This is a genomic window from Curtobacterium sp. MCLR17_059, from assembly GCF_003234665.1.
Classification (GTDB): domain Bacteria; phylum Actinomycetota; class Actinomycetes; order Actinomycetales; family Microbacteriaceae; genus Curtobacterium; species Curtobacterium flaccumfaciens.
In genome coordinates, this window is record NZ_QKSU01000018.1 from 21,531 (window position 1) to 34,199 (window position 12,669).

Genomic DNA, 12,669 nt, shown 5'->3' on the forward strand with positions numbered 1-12,669 from the left:
GCCGACGGATCGTGACCGCTCGGCGGACGGCGTGGGCGCGGCGGTGGGCGCGACCACCACACGGTCGGGAGGCGCGGTGCGGGGTGGCACCGGGCCTCCCGTCAGGCGGTGTGGTCGCCGACCACCCGTGGGACCGGCAGCGAGTCGCTGGTCGTACGCAGGGACTCCTGGCGGATCTCGAGCTGCGACACGGCGAGCGCCGCCAGGTCGCGGAGGTTGGCGAGGTCGTCCTCGGTGGCCTGCCGCGGGCGGGTGTCGAGCACGGCGAGGGTCCCGATCGGTGCGCCGTCGTGCTTGACGAGCGGGACGCTGACGTAGAAGCGGATGCCGAGCGGACCGGTGACCAGGGGGCTGTTCCGCATCTCGGGGTGTGCGGAGCCGTCCGGGATCACGACGGGGACGGGGACCGGGGCGAAGCCGTTGCGGAAGCTGATGCTGCGGGCGGCCTCGTCGACGCCCTCGGCGATGTACGACTGGGACCACTCGCGGTCCTCGTCGAGGACCTCGACCAGGGCGATCGGTGCGTCGAAGAGCCGGGCGGCCATCGCCGTGGTGCGCTGCAGCGACTCGTCGGGCAGGGTGTCGAGGGTCGCCGGGCGGTCCGTCTCGGGGCGCGTCGGTACCGGGGCCGTCTCGTCGGTCGGCTCGACCACGTGGTCGGCCGTGGCGGTCTCGGCGATCACGACGTCGCGGAGCATCGTGACCAGCTCGGCGCCGAGCGGGCGGGCCGCGGGGTCCTGCGCGGTCATGGCGCGGAGCAGGTGCTTCCAGTGCTCGGGCAGGGGCTCGGGGACCACGGGGTCGCGCGACAGCCGGGCGACGGCGGACTCGACGAGCGAGCCCGGGAACTCGCGACGGCGGGTGAAGCACTGCAGCAGCACGAGGCCGAGCGAGTAGACGTCGCTCGGCGGGCCCACCTCGCCGCCGCGCGCCTGCTCGGGGCTGAGGTAGGCCGCGGTGCCGGTGGTGACGCCGTCGGCGGTCAGGCGCTCGACGCCGGCGGCGAGCGCGATGCCGAAGTCGGTCAGGCGTGCGCGGGCCCGCTCGGAGGCGTTGCCGTAGTCGACGAGCAGGATGTTCGACGGCTTGATGTCGCGGTGCACGACGCCGTGGGCGTGGATGTAGTCGAGCGCCTCGGCCATGTCGTAGCCGATCTCGGCGATGTGCCGCGAGGCGAGCGGGCCGACGGCGAGACGCTCCTCGAGGTCCTGCCCGACGACGAGCGACATCACGATGTAGCGCTGCTGCGTGCCGTCCTGCCCGGTGACGACTCCGGCGTCGAGCAGGCTGACGAGGTTGTGGTGCTCGAGCGACGCCAGCACGCCGAGTTCGGCCTCTTGGCGGGCGATGTCGACGATGCCCGCGTGGAAGAGCTTGATCGCGACCGGGCGGTGCAGGCTCTCGTCCACACCCCGGTAGACGACGGACATGCCGCCCTGGCCGATCGCTTGCTCCACGCGGTACCGACCGTCGAGCAGCGGCGCGCTCGCGTCGTGGTCTCCCGTCGGGATCATCCAACCCTCGTTCTCGGCTCCGGCACCAACGATGCATCTTCGCATCCCGACGGGTATCTCGTTCGCCGACGTCGTTCTCCGGCTGAACGGGGGCCGTTCGGCCTGCAAGACACCGGTGTTCGCGGGTCGAACACGCGCAGACCGCGGTTCAACGTGCGAACACCGGTGTCTTACGATCCCGGCGGCACCCGACCGCCCCGTCAGCGACGCGTCGCGACCGTGCTCACGCGGAGGTCCTCGAAGGTGCTGGTGAAGCCGGGGCCCCCGAGTGAGATGAGCCCGACGCGGGGTGCACTGCCGAGGTCCGCCGTCCAGGTCCCGCCCCGGACGAAGTGCCGCCCGTCCAGGCTCGTGTAGGCCGTGTACCGGTCCTCACCCCGGACCTCGCGGTGGACGATCCGGAGCGTGGTGGTGTCCCCGACCGGACCGACGACCATGTTGCCGTAGCTCGGCGCCCCGGCCGGTTGCCCGGACACCTGCTTGCCGAACTCCGTCTGGCGCGTGTTGAAGATCGAGTTCGAGGTGAGGCGGACGTAGTTGCCGTCGTCACCCCAGACGATCAGGCCGCCCTGCACGTAGTTCAGGCCGTCGCCGGTCGCCGGGGTGTCCACCCCGACCGTGGTCTGGAGCACGTAGTCCCCACGGGGTGCCGCTTCGGACAACACCGATGCGAGCGGCGTCGCCGGCGGGTGGATGTCGGCGTCCTGCGTCTGCCAGCGGAACGTGCCGTCGGCGACGGTCCACGTGGACCGGTCGGGCGCACGCGTCCACTTCAGCGCGGTGGGCAGCGCGGCACCGTCGAAGGAGGTCGACAGTGCCCGGATCGTCCGCCCCGGCACGTCGACGGGGGCGGTCGACGCCCGGTACGTCGGCCGTTGCCCCGGTTGCGCGACCGGCCCCGGCTGCACCGTGTCGGACGGCCCGGCACCACCGCGGACGACCGGCCAGCCGCCCTGCCAGTCGAGCGGGTCGATCAGCGCCGGCCGCTTCGTGTAGGTCGGCTGCCCCGCGTAGTACGGGTCGTTGCGATCGGCCGCGTGGTAGATGATCCAGTCCTGGCCGGCGAAGTCGGTGACCACGGTGTTGTGGCCGGTCCCGACCCACCGGTTGCCGTTCTGCGCGAGCAGGGGCGTGCCCCCGACCCGGGTGCTCGTGATCGCCACGCCGTCGCGGTCCGTGAACGGTCCCAGCGGGCTGCGCGACCGGGCGACGAAGACGCCGTAGCCGGTCAGGGCACCGTTGCAGCAGTTCGTGGCGGAGCCCATGAAGTACCACCAGCCGCCGTGCCGCATCAGGTACGCGCCCTCGTAGCGGTTGTCGATCGCGATCTGCCGTTCGGTCGACGGGTCGGAGCGCAGTCCGTCGGCGCTGAGCCGTCGGACGTTCACGCCGCCGAAGTAGCTGCCGAAGTAGAGGTAGGTCGCGCCCTTGTCGGTGATGACCTCGGGGTCGAACGCCCACCGTGCTCCGTCGCCGTTCGGTGCGGTCTGCGGTGCCACGACCGGGCCGCCGGAGTCCTTCCACGGGCCAGTCGGGCTCGAGCTCGTCGCCACCCCGACCGCGGAGCCGCCGCCGCTCGGGCCCGTCGCCGACGGGGTGTCCGATGCCGCGTAGTACAGGTACCAGGTGCCGGCCCGGCCGCGGTCTCCGGCGCGGTACACGACGTCCGGCGCCCAGATCCCGTTCGCGTCGCCCACCCAGGCGGGCTTCGTCGGGAAGGCATCGTTGACGTACGTCCAGTGGGTCAGGTCGGTCGACCGGTACGTGGGCACCGCGTGCTGCACCAGGGACCCGTCCGGGTTCTGCTCCGTCGCGGTGAGCGCGTCGGTGGTGCAGTACAGGTACCAGTTGCGGTCGCGTCCGGCTCCGTGGATCACGGTCGGGTCCGCGCAGCTCGCCGCCGTCTGCCCGTCCGGCAGGCTGAGCGCGACCGGGTTCTGGTGGCTGGGTGCCGCGCGGCCGTGCCGGCTGGCGGCACTCGACGCCGCGGTCGTGGTGGTGGTCGCCCGGGTGGTCCCGCCCGGCACCGCGGACGCATCCGCTGGTCCGGTCTGGAGGCCCGTGGTCGCGACGCCGAGGAACGTCACGACGGCGAGGAGTGCGGTGGACGATCGGCGCATACCTGACCTGCTCTCGTCGTTGAGGAAGGTGCTGCTGGAGGGAGTGCGGGTGTCGCCTGGCGACGTGCGCGAGCGTACGCTCGGCTCGACGAAGGAGTCATGCCATGCCCGCGAGGTTCGTCTACTGGATCAACGTCTCCGTCGACGGGTTCGTCGAACGGGCCCCCGGCGAGCACGACGGTCTGGACGGGCCCGACTGGATCCGGATCGACGAGCCGCTGCACCGCGAGTTCAACGCCCGCGCCGCCGCGATGACCCTGTCCGTCGAGGGCCGGGTGGTGCGCGACATGATGGACCCGTTCTGGCCGGATGCCCGGCACGACGAGTCGATGCCGCAGTACCTGCGCGAGTACGGCGAGATCTGGACGGCGCAGCCGAAGGTCCTGGTGTCCCGCACACGGACCACCGCCGACCACGACACCCGGGTCATCGGCGACGACGACGCGATCGCCGAGCTGGCCGCGATCCGTGCCGCCGGCGACGGCGACGTCGGCGTGGGCGGACCGAGCATCGCGAGTCAGCTGCTCGATGCCGGGCTGCTCGACGAGGTCATGCTCTTCACGCACCCGTCGGTGCTCGGCGTCGGCCGCCCGTTGTTCGATCCGCCGCGCTCGGGGCACCGCCCGCTCGTGCAGCTCGACCTGCTCGAGCAGCAGCGCTACGACAACGGCGTCACCCTGCACCGGTACGACGTCCGGCGGTCCTGAGCGCTCGGAACGTCAGTCCTCGACGGGCTCGGTGGCGATGATCCGGACGTACCAGGCGCTGTCGCGGTCACTGCCGAACGCCTTGAACGACACGCTGTCCGCCCGGCGACGCAGCTCCACTGGAAGGTCGATCCGCTGCCAGCCGTCTCGGCAAGCCATCGCCTCTGTCGGTTGGGTCTGCGAGGCGCCCGCCGACCCGATGGTGAAGGAGCCACTCATGTGCCCGTCCCCGAAGCACGAGAACTCGAGGTGGTCGACCGACTCCGGGTGCGGGAACGTGATGGTGACGCCCGTGCCTGGTTCGTCACTGTCGTCGTCCCCGGGCGACACAGCGGCGAACAGGGCGCCGAGCTCGGTGTCCGACTCGACTGCTCGCTGCCGCTTCTCCCAGGCGGACAGCGCTGCCTCGTCGACAGGCGGCGGACCGGCGCAGCCGGCCAGCAGGACCACGCCCGCGATCGCGGGCAGGAGCAGGGCGGGGACGGAACGCACGCTGTGAGCCTAGTGACGCGGTGGACCCGCCCGCGGAACGACGGGAGGCGCGGTGCCGGCTGGCACCGCGCCTCCCGGCCGTGGGGTGGTCGCGTCAGACGTCGCGACGGCGCGCGAGCGTCAGGGCGAGGCCACCCACGACGAGCACCTCGGCGGCGAGGACGCCGAAGCCGCCCCAGCCGTTCAGCACGACCCCGCTGTTGTCGACCGTGCTCGCGCCGTCGTACGAGTAGGCGTAGAGCTGGCCGCCGGCCGAGTCGGGCAGGAACGCCGCGATGTCCATCGGCCAGTCGACCTTCATCAGTCCGCTCATGAGTGCGAGCACCCCCGGAACGACCAGCAGGAGGCCGAGCGTGATCGCGATGCCGCCGGCGCTCGACCGGACGAGCAGACCGATGCCGTACGCGAGGAGCGCCAGCAGGGTCAGGAAGACCGACGAACCGAGGATCGGCAGGAACACCGACGGGTCACCGAGCTCCGGCTCGACACCGTTGCCGGCCAGCAGCGGGAGCGAGATGAGGACGCCGATCCAGGTGGCGACGGCGCTGACGACGAAGGTCGCGATGGCGAGGACGGTGGCCTTCGCCAGGATCACGCCGGTGCGCCGCGGGTCGGCGGTGAACGTCGAGCGGACCTGGCCCGTGCCGTACTCACCGGTGATGATGAGGACGCCGAGCACGCCGACGACGAGCGACGAGAGCAGGACACCCACGGCGTTGGCGTTCACGAAGGTGCCGTTGGCGAGGTCCGTCGGCAGCTCCTGGCCGCCGCTGTTCGTGTTCGCCCCGATCAGCGCCGCCATGCCGATCGTGAGGACGACCAGGATCGCGTAGCACCAGAACGTGGACCGGATGCTGCGCAGCTTGATCCACTCGCTCCGCACCAGGTGCGGGAACGACAGGCGGGTCGAGCCGGACATCGGGGTCGACGGTGTGGTGGGCGAGGTGGTGGCGCTCATCGGGTGCCCTCCGATCGGTACTCGACGTCGTCGCGGGTGAGGGCCATGTAGGCCTCTTCCAGGCTCGCGCCGGTCGGGGTGAGTTCGTGCAGGGGGACGCCTGCCTGTGCGGCGATGTTGCCGACGGTCGGTGCGTCGGGCCCGACGACGAGGAACGAGCCGTCCTCGCGCTGGGTGACCGCGGCGTTCGGGCCGATCGCGGTGAACAGGCCGTTCGGGTCCGGCGTGCGGACGATGACGCGGCTGACGGCGGCATCGGTGCCGGCAGCGGCGCCACCACCGGCGACGAACTCGGCGATGGGGGCGTCGGCGAGTACCTTGCCCCGGCCGAGCACGACCACGCGGTCGGCGGTCTGTGCCATCTCGCTCATCAGGTGGCTGGAGAGGAACACCGTGCGGCCGTCGGCGGCCATGCGCCGGGCGAGCTGACGCACCCACACGACGCCGTCGGGGTCGAGGCCGTTGACGGGCTCGTCGAGGATCAGGGTCTTCGGGTCGCCGAGCAGTGCGGCAGCGATTCCCAGGCGCTGCCCCATGCCGAGCGAGAACCCGCCGACGCGCTTCTTCGCGACGGAGTCGAGGCCGGTCATGTCGATGACCTCGTGCACGCGGGACTTCGGGATGCCGTGGGTCGCCGCGAGCGAGAGCAGGTGGTTGTAGGCGCTGCGGCCCGAGTGCACGGCCTTCGCCTCGAGCAGGGCGCCGACCTGCCGGAGCGGGTCGCGGAAGCTCGTGTACGGCTGGCCGTTCACGGTGGCGCTGCCCGACGTGGGCCGGTCGAGCCCCATGATCATGCGCATCGTGGTGGACTTCCCGGCGCCGTTGGGCCCGAGGAAGCCGGTCACACTGCCGGGACGCACGACGAAGGAGACGTCGTCCACGGCGGTCTTCGGACCGTACTGTTTGGTGAGATGGCTGACTTCGATCACGGCCTCGACGCTACGGGAGGGGCCGTCGGTGCCGCGTCCGCCGTTGGGGGGAGATGTGTGCTCCCACAGGGTGACGCGGGGGGTGCTGGCTGGGGCGCGGGCATCGGCGTCGCGCGGGTTTTCGTGCTGGGCGACAGTTCACGCGCGCGGCGGCCCGTGAGGTGTCGCTGGGCGCGAAAGGTCGGCGCGCAGCGCTCACGCAGGGTGGTGCGCCGGACGCTCATCGCCAGGGTCGCGAGCGAACGCGAGGCTCTCCTCGATGATCGACAGCACGACCGCGAGCTCGTCGACGTCGCGCGGGCCGTAGACCATGAACTCGGTCCCGTGGTCCTCGTACTGGTGCGGGATCGCCCACCCGAGTTCGGTCAGTTCGGCTCCACGTGCGACCGGGAGGCAGAGGTGGACGGAGGTGTCCTCGACGCCGTGCAGGTGCACGGGCTCGAGTCGTCCGTCCGGCGCCAGTGAGGTCCACGGGACGACGTGGTCGTGCTGATCGCGCAGGAACAACGCGCGTGACGACGCCGGCGACACCTGGCTGTGCCCCTCTTCGACGCCGGGCAGCGCGACGGCACTCCCGACGAGCGCTCCCCACAGTTCCGGCGTCGCGCGGTCGGTGAGCTGCCGCTGGGGACCGGCGTCGGACACGGCGGGCCGTTCGCCGCGGCGGATGGACCTGATCACCGCTCGACGATACCGTCTCGGCCGGGTTGCGTCGCTCCTGTTCGGGCCCTCACGAGGAGGGGGAAGCGTCCGCGTCGACCTCGTACGCCTCGAACCGGGCGTCGGCGAGGATCGCGTCGATGAGCGACCGCGACCCGGCGACGATCGTCGAGTCCCAGTCGATCTCGGTGGCGAGCACCCACTCGTGCCCCTCGGGCCAGAGCATCTGCGGGGTGTGCCCGACATCGACGTAGGTGCCCACGCGGGCGTCGTCCGTCCAGGACGGGTCGCTGAGCTGCGGCAGGGACATGGAGAGCAGGAAGCACTCGCGGGCCGGCCACAGGAAGCGCGGACCCGCGAGCGACTCCCGGAGCGAAGCCTGCTCCCGCCGGTGCTGCGCCTGGGCCCGGGCAATGTGCGCCTGCATCTCCACGCGCTCGGCCGCCGTCGGCTCGCCGTTCCCCTGCCACCCGAAGCCCAACGTCGACGCGTTCAGGTCGCCCCATCCGTCCCAGACCGCCCCGACCAGGTCGTCCGGCGTCGACGTCGCCTCGGCGAGGAGCCCGGTGAGCGCGGCGAGCTGTTTCGGCTCGTACCAGCCCTCTTCGGGCGGATGGACGACCCAGCCGTCCTCGAAGGGCAGGTCCGACTCGTCGTCCCGACCGCTGAGCGTCTGCCACGACACGAGCGGGTCGATCGTCCGACGGGTGCGCTCGGCGACGTCGGCCCAGCGCCACTCCGCCGACTCGAGGACCGGGTGCTCGTCGTACTCGTCCACGGTCGTTCGGTCCTCGCGATCCGCTCGGAGCGGGTGCAGGATCCGGACGTACGCCTCGAACCCGGTGCCCGCGACGCCGCCGAACGAGGCGAACGCGCCGGCCCGGGCCAGCAACCAGTCGCCGCGCGAGACGTCCTTGATCAATTCCACGTATCGAGCCTAGGACTGACCGGGGCAGCCGTCAGGACGTCGTCCGGACCTCGAAACCGGGCAGGTCCGGCACCGGATCGGTCGCCAGCCGGGCGTGCGTCTCCACGTCGAACCGCTCCGAGCCGTACCGGAACTTCTGCCGTTCGACGCCCTCCGCGCGGAACCCCGCGATCGTGGCGACTCGGCACGAGGCCGGGTTGTTCGAGCGGTGTCCGAGTTCGAGGCGGAAGAGCCCGGCGTCGAACGCCCAGGTCGACACACTCGTCAACGCACGAGCGGCGAGCCCACGGCCGCGAGCATCGGCCGCCAGCCAGTAGTGCGCCCAGGCCGTGGCGTGCCGGAACTCGATCGCCGACAGCCCGACGTTCCCGACCGCGACTCCGTCCTCCGCGATGGCCCAGTTCTTCGCCCGCTCGTCGAACCGCAGCGCACCCCTGATGTGCGCACGGGCATGCTCCTCGTCATCGAGCCCGACGTCCGGGAACTGCGTCGCGAGGTCCGGGTTCGACCGACTGGCGACGAAGAGCGCAGCCGCGTCGTCGAGCGACCACGGGCGCAGTACGACGACCATGTGTGGTCTCCCCGACCGTCAGCCGGCAGCGGGCCCGGCCTGCGGGCGGGGTGCTCGGAGGCCGGGGAACTCGTCGTCGCGCCACTCGCCCTCGGCGCGCGTGCCGTTGCTCACCGACTGCTCCTCGCGCTCCCGGAGCTCCACGCGGCGGATCTTGCCCGAGATGGTCTTCGGGAGCTCCGCGAACTCGACGCGGCGGACGCGCGCGTAGGCGGGGAGAGCCGTGCGTGCGTACTCCAGGACCTGCCTGGCGGTGTCGGCCGACGCCTCCCATCCGGTGGCCAACGCGACGTACGCCTTGACGACGTTGAGACGGGCGTCGTCGGGTGCCGGGACGACCGCGCTCTCGGCCACGGCCGGGTGCTGCAGCAGGGCGCTCTCCACCTCGAACGGCGACACCTTGTAGTCCGAGGACTTGAAGACGTCGTCGGTGCGGCCGATGAAGGTCAGCTCGCCGTCGGCGTCGCGGACGGCGATGTCGCCGGTGTGGAAGAAGCCGTCGCGCATCGACGAGGCCGTGCGGTCGGGATCGCCGAGGTACTCGGCCATCAGGTTGACGGGCCGCTCGGTGAGGTCGAGGCAGACCTCGCCCTCGTCGCCCGGTTCGCCGGTGACGGGGTCGAGCAGCGTCACGGTCACGCCGGGGAGCGGCTTGCCCATCGCGCCGGGCGTCACGGCGGCGCCCGGAGCATTGCCGATGATCGCCGTGGTCTCGGTCTGCCCGTAGCCGTCGCGGATGGTGAGCCCCCACGCTGCCTCGACCCGGCCGATGACCTCGGGGTTGAGCGGCTCGCCGGCCGAGATGAGCTCACGGAGCGCGCGCGGCTTCACGCCGAGGTCGGACTGCAGCATCATCCGCCACGCGGTCGGCGGCGCGCAGAACGTGTTGACCTCGGCCTGCTCGAGCTGCGCGAGGAGTGCGGCGGGGTCGAAGCGCGCAGTGTTGTGGATGAACACGGTGGCCTCCGCGATCCACGGCGCGAAGAAGCAGCTCCAGGCGTGCTTGCCCCACCCGGGCGAGCTGATCGTCAGGTGCACGTCACCGGGCCGGACGCCGAGCCAGTACATCGTGCTGAGGTGACCGACCGGGTACGACGTCTGGGTGTGCACGACCATCTTCGGCTTCGACGTCGTGCCGGACGTGAAGTAGACCAGGCACGGGTCGGTCGTGCGGGTGACGACGTGGGGGCGGACCTCATCACTGGGAGCGGGCTCACCCAGGTCGCTCGGGTACTCCGTCCACCCGTCAGCGGGACCGCCGATGACGATGCGCGTGAAGGACCCGCGGACGTCGTCGTACTTGTGCGTCTCGCTCCGGTTCGTGACGACGTGCGCCACTGAGCCCCGGTCGACGCGGTCCTGCAGGTCGGCCGTGTCGAGCATGGTCGACGTCGGCAGGATGACCGCACCGAGCTTGATCACGGCGAGCATGGTCTCCCAGAGCTCGAGCTGGTTGCCGAGCATGACGAGGACGTGGTCGCCCTGCTGCACGCCGAAGCCGTGCAGGCGCGCGGCGAGCCGATCGGACCGTGCGGCCATCTCGGCGTAGCTGAACCGCTGCTCACGGCCGTCCTCCTCGACGATCCAGAGCGCGGTGCGGCTGTTGTCGGTCGCGATGACGTCGAACCAGTCGGTCGCCCAGTTGAACGTGTCACCGACGTCCGGCCAGCGGAACCCGGCGCGTGCCGCTTCGGGAGAGTCCGCGGCGAGGAGCTGGTCGCGGGCGGCACGGTACGCGGCGGTCGGGTTCACATCAGGCACGGACCGATCATGCCGCATCCGTCTCAGAGCCGATCGATCAGGCGAGTTCCCGGAGCCAGCGGTCGAGCCAGGGAATGATGCGCGAGAGGTCGTCCGCGTCGATCGCGTCACTCGCGGCCGCACGTGCCGCCGGACCCGCGTTGAGCGCCAACGCACTGGGGAGCGCCTGGAAGAGCGGGATGTCCGAGCGGCTGTCGCCGACAGCGCAGCAGCGTTCGATCGGTACACCGAGGTCACGAGCGAGCGCGAGCGCCCGGTCCCGCTTGTCGAACTCGTCGAAGTGCTCGGCGACGGTGCCGTCGTGGACGCCGTCGTGCTCGCCGACTCGGGGCCCGCCGTTCGGGACGAACCCGAACCGCCGCGCGAGGGAACGGGTCACGGGTTGCCACGCGAGCGACGCGAGCACGGGTTCGACGTCGTGGGCACGGCACCACGCGACGACGGTCTCGGTTCCGGGCAACACCGGCAGGCCGTCGAGCCACCGGTCGACCGTCGCGACGGACGTGCCACGCCACCCGCGTGCGTCGACCTCACTGACCTGCTGGTTGGTGAGATCGCCGGCGGCGTAGCGCGCTTCTGCATCGTCGAGCGCGTCCTGGTGCCCGAACCGGGCGGCCAGGAAACTGCTGCTGGAACCGGGGCTGACGAGGGTTCCGTCGACGTCGAAGAACACAATGCCGACGGTCACTGCTGACCGCTCCCCCGCACGACCGCCTCGAGCACCCGGATCGTCTCGTCGGTGTCGACGTGCAGGTGCGCCCCGATGCCGAGCGCACGTGCGGCCTCGATGTTCTCCGGCACGTCGTCCACGAAGAACACCTCGTCCGGGTCCGCCCCCAAGCGCTCGAGCGTGATCCGGAACGCCTCGGCATCGGGCTTGTTCACACCGATCTCGTGGGAGTAGCAGATCGGGTCGAACACCGCCGAGAACCGGAAGCGCCGTTCCTCTTCCTCGCGAGCACCATCGCCAGAATTCGACAGGATCGCGAGGCCGATGGTGCCGCGGAGTCCGGCGAGGAAGTCGTACAACGGCTGGTTCAGCGTTCCGCAGTACGCATCCCAGAAGTCGGCCCGCATGACGGCGAGCTGGTCGGCCCCCAGCTCGAGCGCCGTACCGATCGAGCCCCAGTACTGGTCGACGACGCCGGTCTGACGGGAGGCGTCGGGCAGGTCCGCTGCGACGAGGCGTGCGGAGAAGTCGTCCGTCGTCATCCCGAGACGCTCGGCCCACCGCGCCCGGAAGCGTCCGGGCCAGGCGGCGTCGTCGACGAGCTCGAGGACGCCGCCCACGTCGGACAGCAGCCACCGCACGACGGACCCCGTGGCCCTGGCCGTCCCGCCGGTCACAGCGATCCCCGCAGCTGCCGGATCATCTCGACCTCGAGTTCGCTCGGATCGAGGACGTACGCCTCGGTCGCACCCGTCGGCTCGTAGCCACGTCGGGCGTAGAAGGCCTGCGCGCGGGTGTTCCCCTCGTGCACGTGCAGCCGAAGGGCCGATCCGTGCGCCGCCGCCCATACCTCGATCTCGTCGAGCAACGCATCGGCGACACCGGCGGAACGGCCCCGGTGCGACGGAGCGACGTAGACGCCGACCAGGAGCGGCCCGACCCGGGGGCCGGGCACGAACACCCCCATCGTCCCGAGCCACCGGCCGTCGGCACCGATCGCGGCGAGGGTCGTCCCGCCGACGTCGTGCTCACGGCGGCCGCGTCGACGCCAGTCACGCTCCTGCAGCCGCTCCGCGTCGGCGAGCCGCTCCCCGTACGCCTTCGGGGTGTCCCGGAGCATCTCCAGTCGCAGTGCCCGCACGGACTCCCAGTCGTCCTCCGTGGTCGGTCGGATCGTCGTTCCCCGCATGACCCGAGCCTAGGGGTGGCAGGCCCGGAGAAATCGTTCCAATCCGACTGGCGGACGACGCCGAATCACCTGCAACGACCGGGAAACACCCGGAGCGCTCACCAGCCGCACATCGCTGGTTCTCCACCCCACCAAGGGTGTGTTCGGCGCGCACACAGCAGCCGCGCCGA

Annotated in this window: 13 protein-coding genes; 1 reads left to right on the top strand and 12 read right to left on the bottom strand. The window is 71.4% G+C overall.

The window, feature by feature from the left end:
• Positions 1-101: 101 nt before the first annotated feature.
• Together DEJ12_RS17280 and DEJ12_RS17285 are read right to left on the bottom strand one after the other, a co-directional pair.
• Entirely contained in the window at positions 102-1,514 is a 1,413-nt protein-coding gene (locus DEJ12_RS17280; protein WP_111031061.1) for a GAF domain-containing serine/threonine-protein kinase, read from the bottom strand.
• 200 nt (positions 1,515-1,714) lie between these two features.
• A complete protein-coding gene (locus DEJ12_RS17285; protein WP_111031063.1) occupies positions 1,715-3,634 on the bottom strand; it encodes a family 43 glycosylhydrolase in 1,920 nt (639 codons plus the stop codon).
• A 104-nt stretch (positions 3,635-3,738) separates the two neighbouring features.
• Here DEJ12_RS17285 and DEJ12_RS17290 point away from each other — a divergent pair, with 104 nt between their 5' ends.
• Complete coding sequence (locus DEJ12_RS17290; protein WP_111031065.1) at positions 3,739-4,341, top strand: dihydrofolate reductase family protein; 603 nt, start codon at positions 3,739-3,741, stop codon at positions 4,339-4,341.
• A gap of 12 nt (positions 4,342-4,353) precedes the next feature.
• On the opposite strand, the gene DEJ12_RS17295 is transcribed toward DEJ12_RS17290, so the two are convergent.
• The 10 genes from DEJ12_RS17295 to DEJ12_RS17340 form a co-directional block, all read right to left on the bottom strand.
• On the bottom strand, positions 4,354-4,833 hold the full coding sequence (locus tag DEJ12_RS17295; RefSeq protein WP_111031067.1) for a hypothetical protein: 480 nt from the start codon (positions 4,831-4,833) through the stop codon (positions 4,354-4,356).
• Between the two features lie 94 nt (positions 4,834-4,927).
• Positions 4,928-5,791: an ABC transporter permease gene (locus tag DEJ12_RS17300; RefSeq protein ID WP_111031069.1), complete on the bottom strand. Its 864-nt coding sequence runs from the start codon at positions 5,789-5,791 to the stop codon at positions 4,928-4,930.
• Positions 5,788-6,720 carry an ABC transporter ATP-binding protein gene (locus tag DEJ12_RS17305; RefSeq protein WP_111031071.1) on the bottom strand — a complete coding sequence of 311 codons (933 nt, stop codon included), beginning with the start codon at positions 6,718-6,720 and terminating at the stop codon, positions 5,788-5,790. Before DEJ12_RS17305 ends, DEJ12_RS17300 begins: the two co-directional genes overlap by 4 nt.
• Before the next feature lie 195 nt (positions 6,721-6,915).
• Complete coding sequence (locus tag DEJ12_RS17310; protein ID WP_258370646.1) at positions 6,916-7,401, bottom strand: luciferase family protein; 486 nt, start codon at positions 7,399-7,401, stop codon at positions 6,916-6,918.
• A 49-nt stretch (positions 7,402-7,450) separates the two neighbouring features.
• Positions 7,451-8,308: a hypothetical protein gene (locus DEJ12_RS17315; RefSeq protein ID WP_146245617.1), complete on the bottom strand. Its 858-nt coding sequence runs from the start codon at positions 8,306-8,308 to the stop codon at positions 7,451-7,453.
• Positions 8,309-8,339: 31 nt separating this feature from the next.
• Complete coding sequence (locus tag DEJ12_RS17320) at positions 8,340-8,879, bottom strand: GNAT family N-acetyltransferase (protein WP_111031075.1); 540 nt, start codon at positions 8,877-8,879, stop codon at positions 8,340-8,342.
• 18 nt (positions 8,880-8,897) lie between these two features.
• Positions 8,898-10,658 carry an AMP-binding protein gene (locus tag DEJ12_RS17325; protein ID WP_111031078.1) on the bottom strand — a complete coding sequence of 587 codons (1,761 nt, stop codon included), beginning with the start codon at positions 10,656-10,658 and terminating at the stop codon, positions 8,898-8,900.
• A 19-nt stretch (positions 10,659-10,677) separates the two neighbouring features.
• A complete protein-coding gene (locus tag DEJ12_RS17330; protein WP_111031080.1) occupies positions 10,678-11,328 on the bottom strand; it encodes an HAD family phosphatase in 651 nt (216 codons plus the stop codon).
• Positions 11,325-11,987 (bottom strand): HAD-IA family hydrolase, encoded by a 663-nt coding sequence (locus tag DEJ12_RS17335; RefSeq protein WP_111031083.1) that lies wholly within the window; start codon positions 11,985-11,987, stop codon positions 11,325-11,327. The genes DEJ12_RS17330 and DEJ12_RS17335 overlap by 4 nt, the downstream gene beginning before the upstream one ends.
• Positions 11,984-12,499 carry an N-acetyltransferase gene (locus tag DEJ12_RS17340; RefSeq protein WP_111031085.1) on the bottom strand — a complete coding sequence of 172 codons (516 nt, stop codon included), beginning with the start codon at positions 12,497-12,499 and terminating at the stop codon, positions 11,984-11,986. Before DEJ12_RS17340 ends, DEJ12_RS17335 begins: the two co-directional genes overlap by 4 nt.
• Positions 12,500-12,669: the final 170 nt, after the last annotated feature.